General features: G+C 65.1%; 21 protein-coding genes and 1 pseudogene. 16 read left to right on the forward strand and 6 right to left on the reverse strand.

The window, feature by feature from the left end; translation table 11 throughout:
• Position 1 precedes the first annotated feature (1 nt).
• Entirely contained in the window at positions 2-325 is a 324-nt protein-coding gene (locus tag KV106_RS16110; RefSeq protein ID WP_057594183.1) for a 2Fe-2S iron-sulfur cluster-binding protein, read from the reverse strand.
• A gap of 87 nt (positions 326-412) precedes the next feature.
• Here KV106_RS16110 and KV106_RS16115 point away from each other — a divergent pair, with 87 nt between their 5' ends.
• Positions 413-1,411, forward strand: a complete 999-nt coding sequence (locus KV106_RS16115) for a quinone oxidoreductase family protein (protein WP_261211065.1) — start codon at positions 413-415, stop codon at positions 1,409-1,411.
• Between the two features lie 67 nt (positions 1,412-1,478).
• A pseudogene (locus tag KV106_RS16120) lies at positions 1,479-1,903 on the forward strand (VOC family protein).
• Here KV106_RS16120 and KV106_RS16125 read toward each other — a convergent pair.
• Entirely contained in the window at positions 1,893-2,051 is a 159-nt protein-coding gene (locus tag KV106_RS16125) for a hypothetical protein (RefSeq protein WP_208509598.1), read from the reverse strand. The pseudogene KV106_RS16120 and the gene KV106_RS16125 sit on opposite strands and share 11 nt — an antisense overlap.
• 50 nt (positions 2,052-2,101) lie before the next feature.
• On the opposite strand from KV106_RS16125, the gene KV106_RS16130 reads away from it, so the two are divergent.
• Entirely contained in the window at positions 2,102-2,590 is a 489-nt protein-coding gene (locus KV106_RS16130) for a hypothetical protein (RefSeq protein WP_261211066.1), read from the forward strand.
• Between the two features lie 24 nt (positions 2,591-2,614).
• Here KV106_RS16130 and tyrS read toward each other — a convergent pair whose 3' ends face one another.
• Complete coding sequence (gene tyrS, locus KV106_RS16135; RefSeq protein WP_261211067.1) at positions 2,615-3,901, reverse strand: tyrosine--tRNA ligase; 1,287 nt, start codon at positions 3,899-3,901, stop codon at positions 2,615-2,617.
• Between the two features lie 228 nt (positions 3,902-4,129).
• On the opposite strand from tyrS, the gene KV106_RS16140 reads away from it, so the two are divergent.
• The 3 genes from KV106_RS16140 (at position 4,130) to KV106_RS16150 (ending at position 5,732) form a co-directional block, all read left to right on the forward strand.
• A complete protein-coding gene (locus KV106_RS16140; protein ID WP_261211068.1) occupies positions 4,130-4,495 on the forward strand; it encodes a VOC family protein in 366 nt (121 codons plus the stop codon).
• A 24-nt stretch (positions 4,496-4,519) separates the two neighbouring features.
• Entirely contained in the window at positions 4,520-5,161 is a 642-nt protein-coding gene (locus tag KV106_RS16145; RefSeq protein ID WP_261211069.1) for a hypothetical protein, read from the forward strand.
• A gap of 160 nt (positions 5,162-5,321) precedes the next feature.
• Positions 5,322-5,732: a hypothetical protein gene (locus KV106_RS16150; RefSeq protein WP_261211070.1), complete on the forward strand. Its 411-nt coding sequence runs from the start codon at positions 5,322-5,324 to the stop codon at positions 5,730-5,732.
• A 61-nt stretch (positions 5,733-5,793) separates the two neighbouring features.
• Here KV106_RS16150 and KV106_RS16155 read toward each other — a convergent pair whose 3' ends face one another.
• A complete protein-coding gene (locus KV106_RS16155; RefSeq protein ID WP_261211071.1) occupies positions 5,794-6,732 on the reverse strand; it encodes a LysR family transcriptional regulator in 939 nt (312 codons plus the stop codon).
• Positions 6,733-6,854: 122 nt separating this feature from the next.
• Between KV106_RS16155 and KV106_RS16160 the strand changes: the two genes are divergently transcribed.
• From KV106_RS16160 to KV106_RS16180, 5 genes are all read left to right on the forward strand, one after another.
• Complete coding sequence (locus KV106_RS16160; RefSeq protein WP_261211072.1) at positions 6,855-8,087, forward strand: MFS transporter; 1,233 nt, start codon at positions 6,855-6,857, stop codon at positions 8,085-8,087.
• Between the two features lie 101 nt (positions 8,088-8,188).
• On the forward strand, positions 8,189-8,464 hold the full coding sequence (locus tag KV106_RS16165; protein WP_261211073.1) for a hypothetical protein: 276 nt from the start codon (positions 8,189-8,191) through the stop codon (positions 8,462-8,464).
• A 34-nt stretch (positions 8,465-8,498) separates the two neighbouring features.
• Positions 8,499-8,921, forward strand: a complete 423-nt coding sequence (locus KV106_RS16170) for a GNAT family N-acetyltransferase (protein WP_261211252.1) — start codon at positions 8,499-8,501, stop codon at positions 8,919-8,921.
• 1,796 nt (positions 8,922-10,717) lie between these two features.
• Positions 10,718-12,760 (forward strand): ATP-dependent nuclease, encoded by a 2,043-nt coding sequence (locus tag KV106_RS16175; protein ID WP_261211074.1) that lies wholly within the window; start codon positions 10,718-10,720, stop codon positions 12,758-12,760.
• Between the two features lie 143 nt (positions 12,761-12,903).
• Positions 12,904-14,127, forward strand: a complete 1,224-nt coding sequence (locus tag KV106_RS16180; protein ID WP_261211075.1) for a hypothetical protein — start codon at positions 12,904-12,906, stop codon at positions 14,125-14,127.
• Positions 14,128-14,539: 412 nt separating this feature from the next.
• Here the strand turns inward: KV106_RS16180 and KV106_RS16185 are convergent, their stop codons facing one another.
• Both KV106_RS16185 and KV106_RS16190 read right to left on the reverse strand, forming a co-directional pair.
• Positions 14,540-15,049, reverse strand: coding sequence for a DUF1993 domain-containing protein (locus KV106_RS16185; protein ID WP_261211076.1), 510 nt, complete (start codon positions 15,047-15,049; stop codon positions 14,540-14,542).
• Positions 15,050-15,877: 828 nt separating this feature from the next.
• Positions 15,878-16,729 (reverse strand): LysR family transcriptional regulator, encoded by an 852-nt coding sequence (locus tag KV106_RS16190; RefSeq protein WP_261211077.1) that lies wholly within the window; start codon positions 16,727-16,729, stop codon positions 15,878-15,880.
• Between the two features lie 95 nt (positions 16,730-16,824).
• On the opposite strand from KV106_RS16190, the gene KV106_RS16195 reads away from it, so the two are divergent.
• The 5 genes from KV106_RS16195 to KV106_RS16215 all read left to right on the forward strand — a co-directional run bounded on the left by KV106_RS16195 (position 16,825) and on the right by KV106_RS16215 (position 21,810).
• A complete protein-coding gene (locus KV106_RS16195; RefSeq protein WP_261211078.1) occupies positions 16,825-17,706 on the forward strand; it encodes a DMT family transporter in 882 nt (293 codons plus the stop codon).
• Positions 17,707-17,863: 157 nt separating this feature from the next.
• Positions 17,864-18,088, forward strand: coding sequence for an antitoxin PaaA2 family protein (locus tag KV106_RS16200; protein WP_261211079.1), 225 nt, complete (start codon positions 17,864-17,866; stop codon positions 18,086-18,088).
• Positions 18,089-18,181: 93 nt separating this feature from the next.
• Positions 18,182-19,360, forward strand: a complete 1,179-nt coding sequence (locus KV106_RS16205) for an alpha/beta hydrolase family protein (protein WP_261211080.1) — start codon at positions 18,182-18,184, stop codon at positions 19,358-19,360.
• 4 nt (positions 19,361-19,364) lie between these two features.
• Positions 19,365-20,603 carry an MFS transporter gene (locus KV106_RS16210; protein WP_261211081.1) on the forward strand — a complete coding sequence of 413 codons (1,239 nt, stop codon included), beginning with the start codon at positions 19,365-19,367 and terminating at the stop codon, positions 20,601-20,603.
• A 31-nt stretch (positions 20,604-20,634) separates the two neighbouring features.
• Positions 20,635-21,810: an acetyl-CoA acetyltransferase gene (locus KV106_RS16215; RefSeq protein WP_261211082.1), complete on the forward strand. Its 1,176-nt coding sequence runs from the start codon at positions 20,635-20,637 to the stop codon at positions 21,808-21,810.

The following is a 21,810-nucleotide window of genomic DNA, read 5'->3' on the forward strand; positions in this document are numbered from 1 at the left end:
GTCAGACCTGCGGGTTGGCGATGCGCAGCACCAGGCCGTCGAGCGCCGCGCTCATCACGAGCTGGCACGAGAGCCGGCTCGTGGCCTGGCGCGGCGCGGCCGTGTAGTCGAGCATCTGGTCCTCGGTCGAGGCCATGGCGGGCAGTGCGTCCGCGGGGCCGTCTTCCACGAAGACATGGCAGGTGGCGCAACTGAGCGAGCCGCCGCAGTCGCCGACGATCTCGTCGATGCCGTGGTCGCAGGCGGCGCGCATGAGGTTGGTGCCGACGGGAACGTCGACGTCGCGGCGGGCGCCGTCGGCGCAGATGAAGGTGGCCTTGGTCATGGCGCCACTGTCGGGCGCGCTCGCCCTGGTGTCAGTCCCCTCGGAGGGGACGGGCGCGACGGGCGCCGCGTGCGCACACTCGGCGGCATGCAATCCATCGCCATCCATCGCCACGGCGGGCCCGAGGTCCTCGAAGCCCTTGACCTCGAACTTCCGTCGCCCGCGCCGCGCCAGGTGCGCGTGCGCCACACCGCCATCGGCCTCAACTTCTCCGACATCAACGTTCGCAACGGCGGCTTCTACCTCGGCCGCGGTCCGCGCTTCCCCGTCATCCTCGGCAACGAGGCCGCCGGCGTGGTGGAGGCGGTGGGCGCCGAGGTCAGCGAATGGCGCGCGGGCGACCGCGTGGCCTATGCCGGCACCGGCGGCCTGTTCTTCCAGGACACCGGCGCCTACGCCGAGGCGCGCAACCTGCCGGCCGACTGCCTGGTGCGCCTGCCCGACGACATCGACGACCGCCAGGCCGCCGCCATGCTGCTCAAGGGACTGACCGCCTCGGTGGTCATCCACCGCTGCCACCGGCCGCAGCCCGGCGACACCATCCTCGTGCATGCCGCCGCGAGTGGCGTGGGCAGCCTGCTCGCGCAATGGAGCCATCACCTGGGCGCCACCGTGATCGGCACCGTCGGTTCGCAGGCCAAGGCCGAGTTCGCGCGCGCGCACGGCTGCGACCACACCATCCTCTACCGCCAGGAGGACTTCGTGGCCGCCACGAAGCAGCTCGCGCCGCAAGGACTGGCGGCCGTGTTCGATGGCGTCGGCAAGGACACCTTCATTCCTTCCTTCGACTGCATGCGGCCTTTCGGCGCCGTCGTGAACTACGGCAACGCCTCGGGCCCCGTGCCGCCCTTCGACCTGATGCTGCTCGCGCAGAAGGGCTGCCTCGCGCTGCACCGGCCGGGCTTCGGCTTCCACGCCATCACGCCCGAAACCCGGGCCCAGGCCTGCGGCGAGCTGTTCGACCTGGTGCGCAGCGGCGCGCTGAAGGTCGAGGTGAGCCGGACCTATGCGCTGGCCGATGCGGCGCTGGCGCATGCGGACGTGGAGCAGGGGAGGACGGTGGGGTCGGTGTTGTTGATACCGTGACAGTCGATCGGCGACGCGATTGCAAGTAGATTCCGGCGTTCCAGCCGCCATCGCCAGGAACGCTTCCATGACACCAGAGTTGCATCGCGGCCGCCTCATCGACCACATCGGCCTGGTCGTCCGGGATCTTGCGGCCAGCAAGGCCTTCTACGCTGCCGTCTTCGAGGCCCTGGAGATCCCCATGGGCGGCTCCGACGAGCGCAACTTCTGGCCGATGAACTGTTCGTCTCGACCTCCGACAGCGAGGAGGTGCGCGGCGAACTGACCGGGCGCCAGCACATCGCGTTCCAGGCGCGGGACCGCGCCATGGTCAATGCCTTCTATCGCTCTGCATTGGCGCAGGGTGGACGCGACAACGGCGCGCCGGGCGAGCGCTCCTACCACCCGGGCTACTACGCGGCGTTCGTGCTCGATCCCGATGGCAACAACATCGAGGCGGTGTTTCATGGGGAGGCCGAAAGGAGCGCGGCCTCGGTGCGGATCAGGTACTGATCGCGGCGGCGTGCATCGTCGTGCGGGCCGCAAAGGTCCGTCGCAGTTCCATCGCGAGGAAGGGAACTGTCACATTGCCGAGGTACATCCGGTGCTGCATCGCCTCTTCGCGACGAGCTTCCGCAGGCACGGAGCGGACTTTGTCCATGGGGCGCATTCGACCCATGACGCACCCTCCCTCCATTGAGCAAACAACCCATGAGCACGAAAAGCCGTTTCGTCATCCGCGTACCGAACCGGACGGGCAGTCTCCGGCGATTTGGCGCGTGGGTCGCCTGTTCGTTGCTCGCGGCGCTGAATGCGCAGGGCGCGACGGAGGACGCCAGGTTGTCGCAGGCCTTGTCCGCATGCTCGATCGTCGACGCCCGCGAGGCATCGGGCGCCGTGGAGTTTCGTTTCTCGCGAAACATGTTCTGGTATTTCCAGGACTCGCAGGGAGGATCAGGAATCATCGGGCTCCATGGCGTGCTCAGATATGTCGAGCGTGATGACGGGACGTACGACGAAATGCCCCTTGAACCCGGCATCCGTATCCGAATCGGAGAGCAACTCACCTTGCGGGAGAACCACTCCGGGTGTCTCATCAAGGTCGAGGCCAAGGCCGATCGTGTCTGGTTGCGGATTCGCAGCAGCTTCAGTTTCATGGGGCCATCGCGCGTGGAGGAATACGAAGTTCCACTGCCGTGACCGTTGCAAAGGCGAGAGCGAGCGCTATGGCTGCGGGCCGATGAACATCTGACGCTTCTTCCCCACCGAGAGCCGCCTGCCCGCAACCGTCTCGAAATCCTTCGCGCTCACCGTCGCCTCCACGTCCTCGACCGCCACGCCGTCGAGCTTCACGCCGCGGCCCTGGATCAATCGTCTCGCGTCTCCCTTGGAACGGGCCATGCCCGCGCTCACGAGCAGCTCGACCACGGCCACGCCCTCGCGCAGTTGCGCCGCGGTGAGCAAGAGCGTCGGCACATCATTGGGCATCCCGCCCGAGCCGATGGAACCGCGCGCTTCTTCCGCCGCCAGACTTGCTGCCGCGGGTCCATGGGCCAGCGCCGTCGCCAGCGTGGCCAGCACATGCTTCGCCTCGTTGAGTGGCGCGCCGGCGAGCGTTTCCCACCGCGCGATCTCGTTCATCGGCAGATCGGTGAACAACCGAAGAAAGCGCACGACGTCGCCGTCCTCGGTGTTGCGCCAGAACTGCCAGTAGTCGAAGGGCCGCAGCCGCGCCGCGTTGAGCCATACCGCGCCGGCCGCGGTCTTGCCCATCTTGGCGCCGGAGGCGGTGGTCAGCAGCGGGGCCGTGAGCCCGAAGACCTCCTGCCCGATCGCGCGCCGCACGAGGTCGACGCCGCTCACGATGTTGCCCCATTGGTCCGAGCCGCCGAGCTGGACCCTGCAGCCGAAGCGGCGCGACAGCTCGAGGAAGTCGTAGGCCTGCAGAATCATGTAGTTGAACTCGAGGAAGCTCAGGTTCTCCTGCTTCTCCAGGCGCGACTTCACGCTGTCGAAGGCGAGCATTCGGTTCACCGAGAAATGGCTGCCCACTTCTCGCAGCACGTCGATGTAGCCGAGGCCGTCGAGCCAGTCCGCGTTGTTGACCATGACGGCGTCCGAAGGGCCGTCGCCGAAACGCAGGAAGCGCTCGAACACGGCGCGGATGCCGGCGATGTTCGAGGCGATCTGTTCGTCGGACAGCATGGGCCGCGCCGCCGACCGGAAGCTCGGATCGCCGATGCGCGTGGTGCCGCCGCCCATGAGCACGATCGGCTTGTGGCCGCACTGCTGCAGGCGGCGCAACGCCATGATCGGCAGCAGGTGGCCGACATGGAGGCTGTCGGCCGTGGCATCGAAGCCCGCGTAGATGGGCACCGCGGCGCCGGCCAGCAGATCGTCCAGGCGCGTCAGGGCCGTGCACTGATGAACGAAGCCGCGCTGCATGAGCGCCGCCAATGCGGGTGAACGAGGCTGCGCCTGTGCAGCGGATGAAGTCGAAAGTGTTGTCATCGGGGCTCTCCTGGGTTGAATGCCGCAAGGAGGACCGCCGAAAAAACGAATGCCGCCTTGCGGCGGCATCGTCAGCTCATGACCAAGCGTGCCGCCTATCGATAGGCGGCGTAATACGCGACGGGAGCGTGGAAGGGCGAGGTCATGCGGGCGATGATAGCTTGCCGCAGTCGAGGCCCGCGTCTAGCATGCCGTTCGTCCGCAACCACACAGCCCCGGGGAGGCACCATGGAACTTCACACCGCGCGAATCTTCGTCCAGGACCTCGGCGATGCCGCCCGTTTCTACGAACAGACGCTGGGCCTGCCGCTGAAGGCCGACGGACGCGAGCATGGCTATTGCGTGTTCGGCTCGGGGCCGCTGAGCCTGGTGGTCGAGCGTGTCGACGCGGACGCGCCGACGGAAGACCAAGTGCTCGTGGGGCGCTTCACGGGGCTGTCCTTCAACGTGACGGACATCGACGCGAAGTACAAGGAACTCTCGTCGCTTGGCGTCGCGTTCAGCGGGCTTCCCGAGCGGCAGCAGTGGGGCGGGATTCTCGCGACGCTGCGCGACCCGGCGGGCAACGAGATCCAGATCGTGCAGCAGCCCTGACGGTCCCACCCAAGGAAAGAAAACGTGCCGAAGAAATTCTTCAATCTGCGCTTCGACAGCGAATCTCCTCAAGACTCCGTGGGCGGTGCCTATCTGGCGCCCGAGGGCCAGGGGCTGCCGTGTTGCACCCAGTGCGATCGGCAGATGATTCCCTTCCTCCAGTTCACGCTCCCTCGCGCGGCCGAGTTGCCATTTGTCGAGGGAAGCCGGCTGTCGGTGCTGATGTGCCCCGAGCACAACGAGATCCCGAGCTTCGAGTCCTTCGAGGCGTTGCCGCCGGCCTATTGGGACCAGGGCGAAGGCCACTGGTTCGCATCGCTCGAGAAGCCGCGGGCCATGCATCGCGTGCCCAGTCCCCCCGTTCTGCAGACCGCCGAACTCGTGGTGGCCGATGCGCCCGACGACGAGTACTACCGCATAGCGGTGGGCGGCGAGCCCGAGTGGGTGCAGGACGAAGAACGCTTCACCTGTTCCTGCGGCTCGCCGATGGAATTCGTGTGCCAGGTCAGCGACAGCTTCCAGTTTCTCAAGCTCCCCGACGCACCCGAACAGCCCGACGGTTCTTCGGCCCGAGGCTATGTGCTGTTTCTGGGCAACGAGGTCTACGTGTTCGCATGCGCGCGGCAATGCGACCCGCGGGCCGTGTGGGTCACGGTGCAGAACTGAGCGCGCCCTCTCTGCGCTTGCGCGCAGCCGTGGCCTCTGCCTAGCCCCCCGAGCGCCGTCGTCCTACCTGCTCGTCCCCCCTGTTTTCCTAGAGTGCATTCACTGCAGCCGCACAGGGCGGCTCGGTGACAAAGACACTCAACCAAACAGGGGCCTTCTCATGAAAAAACATCTTCTCGTTCTCGCCATCGCATCGAGCTGCTTCGCCATGGGCGCAGCCAACGCGGCCGACGGCATGACCAAGGACCAGTACAAGGTCGCCAAGGAAAAGATCGAGGCCGACTACAAGGTCGCCAAGGCCCAGTGCGACACGATGAAGGACAACGCCAAGGACGTCTGCGAGAAGCAGGCCAAGGGCACGGAGAACGTGGCCAAGGCCGAACTCGAACAGCAATACAAGCCGACCGCCGGCCACGCCAAGAAGGTCGCGGAAGAGAAGGCCACGGCCGCCTACGAAGTCGCCAAGGAAAAGTGCGACGATCAGTCGGGCGATGCCAAGAGCGCTTGCGTGAACCAGGCCAAGGCCGATCACGACAAGGCCAAGGCCGACATCAAGGCCATGAAGGGCTGAGAAAGCCCATGAAGGTGCCCGCGCGAGCGGGCGCCTTGCAGTGGCCGCAGCCGCTGCAGGCCTAGCGTTCGCCGGGCCAGATATCCCGCATCCGCTCGGCTTCCTGCGCGAATTGCTCCGCCAGGAAGTCCAGCAGCGCCCGCACGCGCGGAACCATGTACTGCGTGGCATGCCGTATCGCGTACACACCCGGTTCCTTCGCCACGTAGTCCGGTAGCAGGATCCGAAGCCGGCCGCACCGAACATCCTCGGCCGCATCCCAGATCGTCTTGCGCGCGATGCCTCGTCCCGCCAGCGTCCAGGCGCGCACGAGTCCCCCATCGTTCGTTTCCCATGCATCGGCCATCGGCACCGTGTGCTGCCAGGTCTCGCCGCCTCGCGCGAAGTGGAATTCGTTGAGCGGTCCGGCCGCGGTCACCAGCACGATGAAGCGATGGCCCGCGAGCGCCTCGGGCGTGCGTGGCGTGCCGTGGCGTTCCAGGTAGTCGGGCGAGGCGCAGAGCACCCGGCAATTGGGTGCCAGCCGCCGTGCGACCAGGGCGCTGCTCTCGGGCTGCCCAAAACGGATCGCGAGGTCGACGTTGTCCTGGTGGAGGTTCGACACCGAGTCGGTCAAGGTCAATGCCACCCGTACGCCGGGGTGAAGGCTCGCGAACATGTCCAGCCACCGATCGAGCACCTGCCGCCCGAAGTCGGTGGAGGCCGAGATCCTGACCTTGCCCTGCACCATGCCCTGCCCCTCGCGCAGCAGGGCTTCCACCTCATGGATGCTCTGCAGCGCGACCTCGCAGTGCGCCAGATAGAGCCGGCCTTCCTCGGTCAGCCGCAGGTGCCGGGTCGTGCGGTCGAGCAGCTTGGCGCGCAAGGCCGTCTCCAGCTTCTTCAGCCGGGCGCTCGCCGCCGCGGGCGACAAGCCCAGCTTGCGCCCGGCGGCGGAGAGGCTGCCCGTCGAGGCCGTCTCCGCGAACAGGCGCATGTCGCCCCATCGATCGGTTGCCATCTTTCACTTGGATTTGAAGTTCATTCAATTTTCCGCCCAATTCTCAAAGTTGGAGCGCAGTCACACACTGCCGGCTTCCGTCCTGGCTGGCCAGGACCCCGCACACACAGGAAGCATCCGACATGACACGAGCCATCGGCGCCGCAGTGCGCCCCAGCGACCTTTCTTCCGAGCCGGATGCGGCCACGCGGCTGCCCTGGGCCGCGCTGCTCGCGCTGACCCTGACCAGCTTCATGGCCACGGCGAACGAGGCGGTGCCCGCGGGCCTGCTGCCGCAGATCGCGCGGGGCCTGGGGGTGTCCGAGGCCTGGGCCGGACAGTTCGTCACGCTGTGCGCGCTCGGCGCCGGATTGGCCGCCATTCCGCTCACGGCGGCCACCCGTGCGTGGTCGCGCCGCAAGGTGCTGTTGCTCGCGCTGGCCGGGTTCTGTGCCTGCAATGCCGTGACCGCGCTCTCCACCCACCTCGCGCTCTCGCTGGCTGCGCGCCTCGTCGTCGGCCTCGCGACCGGCCTGGCCTGGAGCGAACTGGCGACCTGTGCCCGGCGCCTGGTGCCGAGCCATCTGCAAGGTCGCGCGTTGGCGATCGTCATGGTCGGCATCCCGCTGGCCTTGTCGTTCGGCGTGCCGCTGGCCGCGTGGCTCGGTCGTCAGATCGGCTGGCGCTGGATGTTCGGCGGCATGTCCGCGATCGGGCTGGTGCTGGTGGCCTGGGTGCGCGCGAGCGTTCCGGACCTGCCGGGCCGTGACGGCGGCGAGCGGGCGGACTATCGCCGGGTGCTGGCCACGCCCGGTGTCGGGCCGGTGCTGCTGATCGTCATGCTCTGGATCTTCGCGCACTACCTGCTCTACACGTACATCGCGCCATTCCTCGCGCAGCGCGGCCTGCTCGACCGGCTCGATACCCTGTTGCTGAGCTTCGGGCTGGCCACGGCCATCGGCCTCTGGGGCGTGGGTTGGCTCGTCGACCGTCATCTGCGCGCGTTGCTCCTGGGATCGCTCGGCACCTTCGCGGCGGTCGGCGTGGCGCTGGGAGAGGCCGGTTCATCCTTCGCGCTCGTGTTCATCGGCGTGTGCTTGTGGGGATTGAGCTTCAGCGGCGCGCCCACGTTGCTGCAGACCGCGCTGGCCGATGCGGCGGGAGACGCGTCCGACATCGCGCAGTCGATGCTGGTCACGGTCTTCAACCTGTCTTTCGCGGCCAGCGGACTGTTGGGAGGCGTGCTGCTCGGCACCGTGGGCAGCGCGGTGTTTCCCTGGCTCATGGCGATGTTGGCATGCGCGGGAGCATGGGTGGCGTGGCGCTTTCGGGCCAGCGCGTTCCCTTCGGACCGGCGTCGCGCGTCGACGCGCTGAGATCGGGCCCTGGCCCGGTGCTGACGGCGGGGCGGTCCGGAACGGGCACTCGGCTCTATGGCACGATGCGCGCAAAGAAACCCGAAGACGAGGAGACGGCCATGTCCTTGCTGCGACGCTTGCGCGGAGAGCCCCGATTCGCGATGCCCTGCCTTGGCAGAACCTTGACGCTGTATCGGCAGGGCTCGCAGCTCGGATTGCTCACCGGTCTGGGGACTGTCGCGCTGTTCAATCTTCCCTGGCATCTGGTGGCAGGAGGCGAGGAAGTGGCCCGGCCCTTGGTCGCTGTTGCCGGGGCCTATCTTGCTGCGACGCTCATCGCGTCGCGTGCGCCGGTCGAGATGGATGCAGGTGACGCCGCGTCTCGCTGGCTTTGACTACCGCTGCCGGCTGGAAGCCGGCTTTTGGATGATGAGCAACTTCGAGATCTACACCCCAACCGCTGAAGAAGTGCACTCGGGCGAGTTGGGTCGCCGCATGCGGCAGTTCAACTATCAGTTTGTCGGCCAGTACGGGCAGGTACAGCCGGTCTGGGTCAGCGCAAAGGACGACACGGGCGGGCTCGTGGGTGGGTTGCGCGGATTCGTGTTACTGCAATGGCTGAACGTGGAGCTGCTGTTCGTGGACGATGCGGCTCGGCACCAAGGCCTGGGTCGAAGGCTGCTCGCGACGGCGGAACAGAAAGCCCGCGAGCTGGGTGCACGCAATGCGACGTTGAACACCTTCGAATGGCAGGCGCGTGAGTTCTATCTCAAGCAGGGCTATGAAGAGTTTGGGCGCATCGATGACTACATCCAGGGGTTCTACGTGGCGTACATGAAGAAGGTGCTGTAGCCAAAGTGCTTGCTGACCAGGGCAGGAACTCGTTAGAGGAGCGAGCGCGTTGCACATAGGGCCGGTCGAAGTGCGGGTTCCGTTTCGATAACGCGGACTTCAATGCGAAGGAATCGCCTGCTTTGATGGCCTGACCAGCCGCAGACAGCTTTCAAGCTGCTGTGACCGATGTCCGCTTTAGACTGGTTGCTGTCCTCCGATCGGGCGGATCGAATGGGTACTGTCGGCCAAAACCTGTCATTCACACCTGCCTTCCAAAATGGACATCACACGCATCCAGAGCTCGGTCCTCTACCGCTATCAGCACGTGACGGGTCTACGAGGACTGAACCAATCCGATACGTCCTTTATAGGAAGTCGTATGAATTTAATTGATTTGATAGAGTTAACTCTGTGGCAGAGTACGGCCAGAACCAGTCGTTCCCGGTCTGCTGAACATCGACTGATAGCAGACGTTCCTTAGGCCGAACAAAACCAAGACGGCGACACACACAGAGGTGCAAATGGCATTCGAGATAGACGAGGTCACTCGAAATTCGATTGAGCGGGTTCTTGGCCACTCAATCGCGACGCAACGTGGCAACTTATCTGGCTATGACTAAATCGCTGACGCCGATCTAAACGAGTTGCGCCGGCTTTGGTCTAGCGGTGGAGTGATCACCGTTAGCTACCTTCTGCACCGACTGGACGGACGTGGTGGCCTGCAGAATGCCAAGATGTACATCCATCATGTGATCGGCGTGAGAGATACGACAACGAGCCAATGGTTGGAGCGGTCGTCGACACTTGAGTAATACGAGCAGCGAGTAAGCCTGCTATCGACCGCACGGGAATATGGGCTGATCAAGGTCGCCGCCGGACGCACATCAACAGCACGTCGCCCGAACCAGGTGCGCGTCACCTAGCGCATAGACCGTGTCCGGGTATGCGGGGGCAAGATCACCAGAATCCTGCACAATCCAGTTTCTCCCGCAGGTTTTTGCCGGATACATTACGTTAGCTTGCAAAGGAGCGTAGCTTGGATCTTGCAAAGTTGATCGATTTTCTGCACCAGTACCCTGCTTGGTACCGGTCGGTTGTAGTGCTCTGGCTTATCGTCAGCGCTGTGCTCGCGGGAGGGCTCCTCGTCTTGAGGCCGGCGCCTCACCCACCTCAAGCGTCTGGGTCTGCCGCTCTATCTGCAGTTGAGCGCCCGGCGTCAGCGCCCGTACCGGTATCAGCGGCTTCTTTACCGTCGTTATCAGCCCCAGTCGGAGAGGCAGCAACCGCGCGGGAATACTTCATAACGCTCGATAGTCTTGCCGACAGATTTCTGGAGAAACAGGAGTTCATTGAGAGAACCTCGGGAAAAGCAGTCGAATGGGAGGGCCTTGTTGATGGTGTCTCTCAGCAGAACGCTTACCTCTCTCTGCTTCTCACTGTGGAGGGTACTAGCCCGGAAAGAACGGTGTATGTGTCGCTCCCAGAATCTTTGCGCACCAAAGCCTTCTCTCTTCACAAGGGAGACCTTGTTCGCGTGAAGGGAAAGCTGTCATTGTCAATGCCGCGCCTGCCCGATCTCGATGCCATAGAACTGACCTTAGTGAGGCCGCGGGTTGCAACGTCGACCGATTGAATCCGCTGCTGATCTAAGTCATGCACAGTTCTGAGCCTGACCGACGGCTCTCGGCAACACCGGTCATCTAGTACCGCGACTTTGCGGACAGGCGCCCGGTGGAAGTCCGGCATTTATCGTCCTGCCGCCACTGCTGTTACGCTTGTTTAACAACAACATATTTGTGCAATAAGGGGTAAACATGGCAGGAGCAAATCGATCCAGGCTTGTACGCATCACCGTGCGCAACATCGGATGCATCGGCGACGACGGCGTAGAGATCGAACTAGACAATGTTGTTTGCCTGGTCGGCAAGAACAACGCAGGCAAGTCCACCATTCTGCGCGCCTACGAACTGGCCAAAGGTTCAGTCCAGTTTGATGAGAACAAGGACCGCTGTCTGCATGCGCCGTCGGACAAGCCCTCCGAAGTGCTTCTGGAGGTTCACATCCCAGACGGCATTGGTAACGTCGACTCGGGGTGGAAGGAGGCGAAGGACGGGTTGCTAATCGTCAAGAGCCGCTGGCAATGGGCACCAGACAAGTTTCAGAAGATCCGCACAACGTGGGATCCGTCTGGAGGTGCCGACGGAAAGGGGGCGTGGGCTGAGGACGGCAAGGCCGGAGGCGCGGATCCAGTCTTCAATTCCAGGTTGCCCCGTCCGCTTCGCATCGGTTCGCTGGATGACGCAGCGAAGACCGAGGAGATGCTGCTCACCCTAGCGCTGGGTCCGCTTTTGGCCGGCCTCGAGAAGGAGCGGATCGATCCGGCGTCCGCGCTTTCCCTTGCTCTCGCAAGCGTCACGACGCGAGTCAAATCACTCAGTGGCATGCACGAGAAGCACTTCAACGGCATATCAGGCCGAGTGGCACAAGGGTTCAAGCGGGTGTTCCCGCGCCTGGACGTGAAGCTGAACGTCGCGGCGAGTCCGATCGTGCCCAGGCTCGCCGACCTCCTCAAAACGGGCTCAAGTCTCATCGTCCAGGATGGAAAGACGCAGACGTCGCTCCACCAGCAGGGAACCGGCGCACGGCGCGCGCTCTTCTGGTCCATGCTCCAGGTCCACAACGAGTTGTCACGCGACAACGAGGTCCGGCAGGAGTACAGGAAGCGGCTGGAGAAGGAACTGGAAGCAGCCCGGGTGAAGCGCAAGAAGGAGGCGGACAAGGGACCGGGGAAAGCCAAGGAAGCTGATCTGCAGGCCTACGACAAGATCATCGCGGAATCTACCTCACGCCTGAAAGCTCACGACGAAGAGGGCAACATTCCCGACAGCGAGGACGACCCGGCGTTTCCGGGCTACTTACTGCTGATCGATGAGCCGGAGAACGCGTTGCACCCAATGGCCGCACGGGCTGCGCAACGACACCTGTACGAACTGGCGAAGCATCCCGACTGGCAAGTCATCATGACCACCCATTCGCCCCACTTCGTCAACCCGTTCGAGGATCACACGACCATCGTTCGCCTCGAACGCGAGAGTGAAGATGACGACGCGCCGATGGCGCCTAAGACCTATCGTTCGGACGAGATTGAATTCGAGTTCCAAGACGACGACAAGCAGCGCCTGCAGGCCCTCCAGCACATCGACCCGAGCTTCTCCGAAGTGTTCTTCGGCTCCTACCCCGTGCTCGTCGAGGGTGACACGGAGCATGCCGCCTTCATGTCGTCCATCATTGAGCGTGGGCACGGACTCATGGACGAGGTGACAGTCATCCGCGCTAGGGGCAAAGCCATCCTGGTGCCGCTTATAAAGGTCATGACCCACTTCAAGATTGACTTCGGCATCGTGCACGATGTAGACCCGCCATACAAATCGAACGGGCATCGCAACGGCATGTGGACCGAGAACGGCAAAATCCGCGAGGCAGTACTCAAGGCCCGAAAGGCTGGCTTGGCCGCCCGGCACAGGATCAGCGTGCCCGACTTCGAGCGCTTCCTCGGCGGTGAGGAGGAGTCCAAGGACAAGCCGCTGAACACCTATCTGACGGTGGCCAAGGACGATGCCATGGCGCTGCGAGTCCAGACCCTAATGGCGGACTTGCAGGACTCAGACCAGCACGAGCCATTCGCTGACGGCGCGCTGGGTACCGGCGACTACCTGACCTGGTTGGGCATCAAGATCAAGGATTGGGCCGAGGCGAACGGACAGGCAAACCATATCCGCTTCAAAGGACCTGCGGCAGCACCGGCAACAGGAGCCGCTTCCCCCACCTCTGACTCAGCGCTACCGGAGGGAGGCTGATTGACCTTCTCGAGTCTCCGATACCCGGCATATCTGGTAGCCTGCAGCGCGTGATCTCGCGCAACCTGCGCTCGTTCTTGACGCAGTCCCGCGACTTCGTAGACGCGCAGGTCTGAACCGTGGCTCAAGAATAGGGAATAGGTGTGAAAGTCAGAAAGTCGATCGCTGTACCGGAACTGCCTGCAAATATGAGCGACATGGCACGAGCGGCACTCCAAGAGCTGGAGCCCGCCGGGCCTCCGCGTTTGCCTGAGGAAGGACACGGGCTGATGTTGTCGGCGCGAACAGAGGCCGGTCGAGGCCTTCCGCCCTACTACCTTGTCTATTTTCTTCTCGTTGATCTACTCAAGTTCCCGAGTCTTGGTCAATGGGAAAAGAGCGCGTGGACGGTACCCGTCAGGTTTCGCGGTCGCCTGTACGGCATAGAGCATCGAAAGATGGGGCTCGGCGTCTTCGAACCCAATCTCGACCCCAACGCGAGAATGAGCGGTCGGCCAAGTCAGCAAGGCGAGAAGGACGCGACCGCTATTGTCGAAGCGATCAAGAAGGCCGTCTCAGTTGCGGCCCCATACTTCCAGTGGCGTGCACAGCAAGCAATTGCGACATCTGATCTGAACGTCGTCAACAAAAACTCGGATCTGTTCGAACGCTACGAGTATTTTCGCGACCAGTTCAACGCACAGGTCGTTGAAAGCAAAGAGCTGGAAAGTAAGGCGAAGGACAAAGGAAGCGAATCCTTTGTGACGTTCAACTTCGAGCTCATCTCATCGTGGTTGTCAGTTAACAAGCAAGTGAACTGGTATGCGCTGGCTGCCATCGAAGCTTTCTTCAGTTGGACTGAGCACGCGTTTATCCATCTCGCGATACTTCAGGGAAAGCTAACTGTGGGTACGCAAGTTGCGGAGCTTGCCGAGGACAACTGGAACGCGAAATTCAAGGCCGCACTCGACATCTCGGATAAGGACACCAAAGCGCACTACGACAAGCTCTTGGATCTTCGTGCACAGGTAAGAAACTTCGTGGCTCACGGGGCGTTCGGCAAAGAGGGCCAAGCGTTTCGTTTCCACTCGGGGGCGGGCTCCGTCCCCGTTCTGCTGACCAACGACCGAGACCATCAAGTTAGCTTCACAGGTCGCGTCGCCTTCGATGAGGCATCGGCGATGATGGAGATCGGTTCGTTTCTTGACCACCTATGGGCGGGAGCACTGGCGCCCGCGAGGCACTATCTCTTCAGTGTCCTTCCTAGCATTCTGTCGCACGCGACTGATGGTACCTACGCACGCGCTATGCAGTCCGAGGAGGACATGCTCAGTTTCGTCGACGGCCTGACTCGTCGGTTCGAGCAGGCTGCGGACATGGCTTGGTAGGCCTACGGAGATGCAAAAACGGACGGTAGTACCGGCGCAAGAGACCATCAAGACGCCTACGCCATAGGGCGGCTTGAGCATGTCGGCCCGTTGATTTCGCGAGCAGAGATATTGCTTGACCTCGACGGCTGGCGTCCGCTTTGCAGCGTCACCCGCCGGCCGCCTGAACAACTGGAAGGCCGCAATCGCTGCATAGCCGCCATCATCAAACCAACGTCAAACGCTCGCAACGGGTCGGCTGCGTAGTTCACTGCCGAATGCAGCAGACATTCGGTCAGCTTTGACCACGCGCCAAACAAATCAAGGCAGATATAGCCTCCATCCACTGTCACCCGAAATCGCGCAGCAACGGAGGCTCTAGTTGCTCTCGAGCCGCAGTGGCCCGAGTCGCTGAACTCCTGTCTGTTTTGGGTCAGTAGGCACCCATGTAGTCACGCTTACCGACCTCAACACCGTTGTGGCGCAAGATGGCATAGGTGGTGGTCACGTGGAAGAAGAACTGCGGCAGTCCGTAATGCAGAAGATATGCACTTGCGGTCAGCTTCTTTTCCTTGGGGGTACCGGGGCGCAATACGATCTCGCGGCTTTCGCTTGAATCGAATTGTTCAGGCTTGAAGGAGCCGATATGGGTCAAAGCCTTGGCGATCAACGCTTGCAGGTCGGCGAAGCTGACTTCGGTGTCGGGCCAGGACGGCACCTCGGCACCAGCCAGGCGGGAGGCAATGCCCTTGGAGAAGTCCGCGGCGATCTGTACCTGACGTACCAGCGGAAACATGTCAGGGAACAGCCGCGCCTGCAGCAGCGCATTGGGATCGATATTTTTCTGCGTCGCGTGGTCTTCGGCCTTCTTGAGCACGTCGGACATGGCGCGCAGCATCTGCTGCATGACGGGAATGGAAGCGTTGTAGAGCGGGCTGGTCATAGTGAGTTCAGTTCTGAAATTGGGCGCGATGGCCGGAGTTGGCGTGGCAGAGGTCCTGCCGACCATCCAAGGCTAACAGCACAGGGTGAACTGAATCGGCCCGGCTTCTGGGGCCAGCTTTTCTTCCGGCGCTCACGCCGATCGGGACCGGCCCGCCACGGCCTCTTCGAGGCCCGTGATCAGTGCGCTTCGAAAGCTGCATTTGTTGGCGGTTGCCGCGACTTCGTGCCGAGCGGCAAGGCAACCCGCCCACTTCTTCCCTAGAGTGAATGCCCCTCTCACTCACCACCCCACCTTGGGGAGAAGAAAGGCGCAACACACCCAACCACACCGAGATGTTCGAAAGGCTGCTTGCCTCGCGGCAGGTCGTCGTTGCAAAAGCAGCGATGCAGATGCGAGGTATCAAAAGGCGACGGCCAGGGTGTTGCGAGCACCCCAGCCGTCTAACCAAGTTCGTGCAACACCCTAGAAAGGAACGCACAAAAATGGCTACCAAGACTATAGCCCGGCGTCGCACGCCGGTATCTCCCGGAGAAAACGCACAGGGCCCGGCGGATCTCCTCGAAAACACACTCTCCCAACTCGAAGCGCTGCTGTGGGCCTCCCACGGAAGAGACATCGATTGGTGCAGCGATGACGGGCCTCGCCAACTGGACAACCTGCTCTGGCTCGCGTCGGACCTCGCTCGCAAGGCCGGGGAGCTGTTTCAGTTGAGCGAGACGGCGCGATGTGGAGCGCCTGAGACTGGCGGTTAAGGGCCGGTCTGCGGGCTGTGGTTTCGCGGCCCGCTTGGGGGACAGGTCGTTGGTTGAACGTTTCCGGTTGCAGTCAGAGCGCAATGGCCTGAGCGATGTGATCCCCCAACAACCCGGCCGCCCGCGACAGACCCGCCGCCCGATGCAGCCGTATATCCGCCCCAGGCAACCGCGGCATCCCATCGCGTTCCGACAGCGCCCGCAGCCTCGGCGGAAAGGTGCCCGACTTCACCACCGTCACCGCCAGTCCCTGCGCCGCGATGGATTCCACGGCTGCGAGGCTGTGGCTCACGAAGGCCAGTCGCCATGGTCGCCCCGACGCATCGAGCGCCTCGGTCGCCCATTGGCGGAACAGGCAGCCCTGCGGATAGAGCGCAACCGGCAGCGGGTCCTGCGATTCCACCGATTGAGAAACGGCCGTGGCCCAGACCGCCTGTTCGCGTCGCAGCAACTCGCCGCCGCCCTGGCCTTCGGGATGCATCGCGATCACGAGGTCGAAGTCTTCGCCCAGCCGCTCGGGCATGCGCGCGGTCAGGCCGGTCTCCATCTCGATGTGGATGCGCGGGTACGCGGCCACGAAGCTGGCGAGCACGGGCGGCACGACGAAGCTGCCGTAGTCGTCCATGACGCCGAGCCGCACGCGGCCCTCGACCTTGTGCTGCTGCAGATGGCCCACCGCCTCGTCGTTGAGCAGCAGGATGCGGCGCGCATAGCCGAGCAGGCCCTCGCCCGCGAGGCTCAGCTCGACGTTGACCTTGGTGCGGTGAAAGAGCGCGGTGCCCAGCCGCTCCTCGAGCCGCTTGATCTGCATGCTCACGGCCGACTGCGTGCGGTTCAGCGCGGTTGCCGCGCGCGTGAAGGAGCGATGGTCGGCCACGGCCACGAAGGCCTTCAGCAGCTCGGGGTCGAGCGTCGGGATGCTCATTCGATTTGTTGATCAGGGCGACCAAATAAATTCCATTGATTGATGATAGAGGGCTGCCTACGCTGCTGTCACTTCATCGACAAGGGAGCACGAGCGTGGGAGAACTCTTGGGCATCGCGGCCGCGATGCTGTCCAGCGCGCTGGGCGGCGCCGCGGTGGGCGCAACGCGCTATGTCGCGGGCGCCATCGATCCAGTGGCGCTCGGCGCCTTCCGCTTCGGCATCGGCTTCTGCCTCTTGCTGCCGATGGCGCTGCTGCGTTCCGGCGAGTCGTGGCCCGCGCCGCGCGACTGGCCTGCGGCCGCCGGGCTGGGGCTGCTGTTCTTCGGTCTGTTCCCGCTGCTCTTCAATGCCTCGCTGCACCACACGACCGCCGCGCGCGGCGCGCTGGCGCTGTCAGCGCTGCCGTTGCTCACCATGGCCGTGGCGGGCCTGCTGCGCGTCGAGCCCTTCACGCGGCGCAAGACGGTCGGCGTGCTGGTCGCGATGGCGGGCGTGGGGCTGGCGCTGCTGTCGGGATTGCGCACCACACCGCCCGATGCCTGGCGCGGCGACCTGCTGATGCTCGCGGCCGCGCTGTGCATGGCGTTCTACAGCGTGGGCTCGCGCCCGCTGATCCGTCGTTCGGGGCCGCTGACCTTCACCGCCTTGGCGATGGCGGTCGGCGCGCTGTGCCTCACTGGTATCGCCTGGCAGGGCGGAAGCTTCGCGCCCGTGGCTTCCTTCGGCACGGCCCAGTGGCTGGCCATCGCCTACCTCGGCGTGTTCGGCGGTGCGATCGTCTTTTTCCTCTGGGCTTTCGCGCTGGGCCGCACCACGCCCACGCGCGTGGCGATCTCGGTGACGGTCAATCCGGTGGCGGCCGGACTGGTGGGCGCCTGGCTGCTGGCGGAGCCGCTGCGGTGGAACCTCGTCGCGGGGCTGCTGGCGGTGCTGGTGGGGATCGTGATTGCCGCGACCGGGGCGGCGCGCGGGTAGGGCTGCAGGGAGGGGACGAAGATCGCGAGATGCTCCAATCCGCGGTTGGCGAGCCTGAAGGGTCGAACGGTTCGGCAGGCACACCGCGGCGGATATCGCCAATGTCGTGCATATGAAGTACGGTCGAGCTTTCGCTTCGCACTGAGAGGAGATCGCCATGGCCGCAAACGCAGGGGTGAAAACCTGCATCGATGCAGGCATCAACGACGGCGCATTGCCCGTGGGAACGACCATCGACGCGGCGTACGACCCGTGGTTTCGCGCGAAGGTGCAGGAGGCATTGGATGATCCACGTCCGGCGGTCGCGCATAACGATGTCGAGGTGCACTTCTCCAGGCGACGCGCGGCCGCGCTTCTCAGGACAGGAGCGGGCACGAAGTGAGGATCGGCTGATTGCCGGTGGCGAGGGGGGGCCGGCCCCCTGTACCTCCACCGGGGGACTGCCATCCCCCCCGCCCCGTCCTACATTCCCCTCATGACCGAGTCCTTCACCGTCCAGACCGAGTGGGTGCACCTCCAGTACGACGAGCACGCCGCCTTCACCGAGACCTACGGCTTCTCCGGCAACCAGGGCGCGGTGAACCTCGAGGCGATCCGCTTCCGGCCCGAGGGCCAGGCGTCCGACACGCTGATGGTCTTCATGCATCCCGCGTCGACGCTGCAGCTGCTGCCGGTGCCGCGCGCGATGGCGGCCACCGGCGCGCACGTGCTGTGCGCGGGCAGCCGCTACCAGCGCAACGACACGGCGCTGATCATGGAAAAAGTGTTCCTCGACCTGAGCGCCTACATCCGTCATGCGAAGCAGGTCTGGGGCTATCGCCACGTGGTGCTGGTGGGCTGGTCGGGCGGCGGGGCGCTGGCGGTGAGCTACCAGGCCGAGGCCGAGGATCCGCGCATCACGCACACGCCGGCCGGCGACGCGGTCGATCTCAAGGGCAAGGGGCTGATCCCGGCCGACGCGGTGATCTACCAGGCCGCGCACCTCTCGCGCGCGCACCTGCTGGCCGAAGTGATCGATCCCTCGGTGAAGGACGAACTGAACCCCGACGACCGCGACGTCGAGCTCGACATCTACGACCCGCGCAACCCGAACCAGCCGCCGTACTCGCCGGCCTACATCCAGCGCTATCGCGTGGCGCAGCTCGACCGCATGCGCCGCATCACGGCCTGGGCCCGGGCGAAGCTGGCCGAGCTCCAGGCGCGCAACACCGGCGAGATGGAGCGGCCCTTCCTCGTGCACCGCACGCTGGCCGATCCGCGCTTCCTCGATTCCACGCTCGATCCCAACGACCGCCGGCCGCGCTGGTGCTATATGGGCAATCCCGAAACGGTGAACTCCGGGCCGGTCGGGCTCGCGCGCTTCACCACCTTGCGCAGCTGGCTGTCGCAATGGTCGCTCGACGACTCCTGCGGCAACGGGCTCGAAGGCGCGCGCCGCATTCGGGTGCCGCTGCTGGTGATCGAGAACAGCGCCGACGACGCGGTGCCGACCACGCATCCCAAGATGCTGTTCGAGGCCGCGGCCTCGCCCGACAAGCTCTTTCGCGTGGTGAAGGGCGCGACCCACTACTACGCCGGCCAGCCCGAGCTGCTGCAGGAAGCCACGGCGCTGATCCGCGGCTGGCTGCAGGAGCGCGACCTGCTCGAGCGCTGAGTCCGTGAAGACCGGCACGGCCGCCGTCGCGGCGATGGGGCCGGCGCTGGTCGTCGGCGTGGTCACGCTCTCGACCGCGGTCCAACCGCTGGGCACCGACCTCTACCTCGCGGCGCTGCCCGCGATCCGCAACGAGTACGCGGCGCGCGTGGGCGTGGTGCAACTCACGCTGGCGGTGCTGGTGTTCAGCTTCGGATTGAGCCAGCTGCTGTGGGGCCCGGCCTCCGACCGCTTCGGCCGCCGGCCGGTGCTGGTGGCGGGCTTCCTGCTGTACGCGGCGGGCGCCGCGGTGGGCGCGATGGCGCCGAACATCGAGGTGCTGATTGCCGCGCGCGCGGCGCAGGGGCTGGGCATCGCGGCCTGCATGGTCTGCGGCCGCGCGATCGTGCGCGACCTGTTCGAGCAGCAGCACGGCACGCATGTGATGACGGTGGCGATGTCGGTGCTGGCTTGCCTGACGATGCTGATCCCCGTGACCGGTGCGCTGCTGGCCCAGACCCTGGGCTGGCGCGCCACGCTGTGGTCGATGGCGTTGTGCGGCCTGGCCGGCGCGCTGCTGGTGCTCGCGCGCGTGCCCGAGACCGCGCGCTCGCTCAAGCCCGATGCGCTGCGCCTCGGCCCGTTGCTCGCGGGCTATGCGCGCATCGCGCGCGATCCGGCCTTCCAGTCGTGGACCCTGCTCAACGCCTTCGGCTACGCGGCCAACTTCGGTTTCTTCTCGAGCTCGGCCTATCTCTTCATCGAAACCTTCGGCGTCTCGCGCGTGGGCTTCGGGCTGGTGATCGGCGGCGCCTCGGTCACCTACCTCGCGGGCACCATGCTGTGCCGGCGCTGGATCGCGGCGCACGGCATCGTGACCTCGGTGCGGCGCGCGGGCTTTCTGTCGCTGCTGGCCGCGCTGGTGCTGGTGGTGCCGCAGCTCGCCGGCGCGCACACGGCCGGCACGCTCACGGCGGGCCTGTGGCTGATGCTGCTGGCCTACGGCATCCACCAGCCCTGCGGCCACGTCGGCATGGCCACGCCGTTCCCGCTGCAGGCCGGCGCGGCCTCTGCGCTCGGCGGCTTCATCTTCGCGGGCGCGGCCTTCCTCTGCGGCGGCTGGATGGGCCTGATGTACCGCAGCGGCAGCGCCGCCGTGCTGTCGCTGACCACGGGCGTGCTCGCGGCCGCGGCCGGCACGATCGCGCTGACCTTGGTACAACGTCATGGCCGGCCCGTGCCCGCGCGGCCCGCCGTGCCCTGAATCCCGCTTTCCATTCCTTCCAGGAGACATCATGCGCAACGACAACGCCTACATCGTCGGCTGGGGCCACACGCCCTTCGGCAAGCTCGACAACGCCGAGCTCGAGCAGCTCATCCGCGACGCCGTGCAACCCGCGCTCGACAGCGCGGGCGTGGCGGCCGAGGACATCGACGGCATCTTCGTGGGCCACTTCAACGCCGGCTTCGTCGGCCAGGACTTCACGGCCTCGCTGCCCGCGGTGGCCATGCCCGAGTTCCGCCACACGCCGGCCATGCGTTGCGAGAACGCCTGCGCCACCGGCTCGGCCGCGATCTGGGCCGCGCTCGACGCCATGGCCGCGGGCCGCATGAAGCGCACGCTGGTGATCGGCATGGAGCGCATGAACGGCCTGCGCACGCCCGAGGTGGCGGCCACGCTGATCAAGTGCTCGTACGTGAAGGAGGAGGGCGCCGACCCGGCCGGCTTCGCGGGCATCTTCGGCGGCATCGCGAGCAACTACTTCGAGCGCTTCGGCGACCAGTCGGACGCGCTCGCGGCCATCGCGGCCAAGAACCACGCCAACGGCGTGCACAACCCCTATGCCCACATGCGGCGCGACTTTGGCTTCGACTTCTGCCGCACGCCCTCGGACAAGAACCCCTTCGTGTCGGGGCCGCTCAAGCGCTCCGACTGCTCGCTGGTGTCCGACGGCGCGGCCGCGCTGGTGCTGTCGACCGAACCGCTCGCGGGCGCGAAGGTGCCCGCGGTGCGCTGGCGCTCGCGCACGCACGTCAACGACTTCCTGCCGATGTCGCGGCGCGACCCGACGCAGTTCGAGGGCGCGGCCATGGCGTGGAAGAAGGGCCTGGCCTCGGCCGGCGCCTCGCTCGACGACCTGGGCTTCGTCGAGACGCACGACTGCTTCACCATCGCCGAGCTGCTCGAGTACGAGGCCATGGGGCTGGCGCCGCACGGCGAGGGCGCGCGCGTGATCCTCGACGGCGTGACGCGCAAGGACGGCCGGCTGCCGGTCAATCCCTCGGGCGGGCTCAAGTCCAAGGGCCATCCGATCGGCGCCACCGGCGTGTCGCAGCACGTGATGGCCGCGATGCAGCTCTCGGGCACGGCCGGCGGCATGCAGGTCGAGCGCGCGCGCATGGGCGCGGTGTTCAACATGGGCGGCTCGGCGGTGGCCAGCTACCTCAGCATCCTGGAGCCGGCCTCGTGA

The organism is Variovorax endophyticus, assembly GCF_025376855.1.
Lineage (GTDB): Bacteria > Pseudomonadota > Gammaproteobacteria > Burkholderiales > Burkholderiaceae_C > Variovorax.

What these genes read in the sequence shown, in the direction of transcription:
- KV106_RS16110 (WP_057594183.1), bottom strand. Translation starts at nt 325, where the DNA reads ATGACCAAGGCCACCTTCATCTGCGCCGACGGCGCCCGCCGCGACGTC.
- KV106_RS16115 (WP_261211065.1), top strand. Translation starts at nt 413, where the DNA reads ATGCAATCCATCGCCATCCATCGCCACGGCGGGCCCGAGGTCCTCGAA.
- KV106_RS16125 (WP_208509598.1), bottom strand. Translation starts at nt 2,051, where the DNA reads ATGGACAAAGTCCGCTCCGTGCCTGCGGAAGCTCGTCGCGAAGAGGCG.
- KV106_RS16130 (WP_261211066.1), top strand. Translation starts at nt 2,102, where the DNA reads ATGAGCACGAAAAGCCGTTTCGTCATCCGCGTACCGAACCGGACGGGC.
- tyrS (WP_261211067.1), bottom strand. Translation starts at nt 3,901, where the DNA reads ATGACAACACTTTCGACTTCATCCGCTGCACAGGCGCAGCCTCGTTCA.
- KV106_RS16140 (WP_261211068.1), top strand. Translation starts at nt 4,130, where the DNA reads ATGGAACTTCACACCGCGCGAATCTTCGTCCAGGACCTCGGCGATGCC.
- KV106_RS16150 (WP_261211070.1), top strand. Translation starts at nt 5,322, where the DNA reads ATGAAAAAACATCTTCTCGTTCTCGCCATCGCATCGAGCTGCTTCGCC.
- KV106_RS16155 (WP_261211071.1), bottom strand. Translation starts at nt 6,732, where the DNA reads ATGGCAACCGATCGATGGGGCGACATGCGCCTGTTCGCGGAGACGGCC.
- KV106_RS16160 (WP_261211072.1), top strand. Translation starts at nt 6,855, where the DNA reads ATGACACGAGCCATCGGCGCCGCAGTGCGCCCCAGCGACCTTTCTTCC.
- KV106_RS16165 (WP_261211073.1), top strand. Translation starts at nt 8,189, where the DNA reads ATGTCCTTGCTGCGACGCTTGCGCGGAGAGCCCCGATTCGCGATGCCC.
- KV106_RS16170 (WP_261211252.1), top strand. Translation starts at nt 8,499, where the DNA reads ATGAGCAACTTCGAGATCTACACCCCAACCGCTGAAGAAGTGCACTCG.
- KV106_RS16175 (WP_261211074.1), top strand. Translation starts at nt 10,718, where the DNA reads ATGGCAGGAGCAAATCGATCCAGGCTTGTACGCATCACCGTGCGCAAC.
- KV106_RS16185 (WP_261211076.1), bottom strand. Translation starts at nt 15,049, where the DNA reads ATGACCAGCCCGCTCTACAACGCTTCCATTCCCGTCATGCAGCAGATG.
- KV106_RS16190 (WP_261211077.1), bottom strand. Translation starts at nt 16,729, where the DNA reads ATGAGCATCCCGACGCTCGACCCCGAGCTGCTGAAGGCCTTCGTGGCC.
- KV106_RS16200 (WP_261211079.1), top strand. Translation starts at nt 17,864, where the DNA reads ATGGCCGCAAACGCAGGGGTGAAAACCTGCATCGATGCAGGCATCAAC.
- KV106_RS16205 (WP_261211080.1), top strand. Translation starts at nt 18,182, where the DNA reads ATGACCGAGTCCTTCACCGTCCAGACCGAGTGGGTGCACCTCCAGTAC.
- KV106_RS16215 (WP_261211082.1), top strand. Translation starts at nt 20,635, where the DNA reads ATGCGCAACGACAACGCCTACATCGTCGGCTGGGGCCACACGCCCTTC.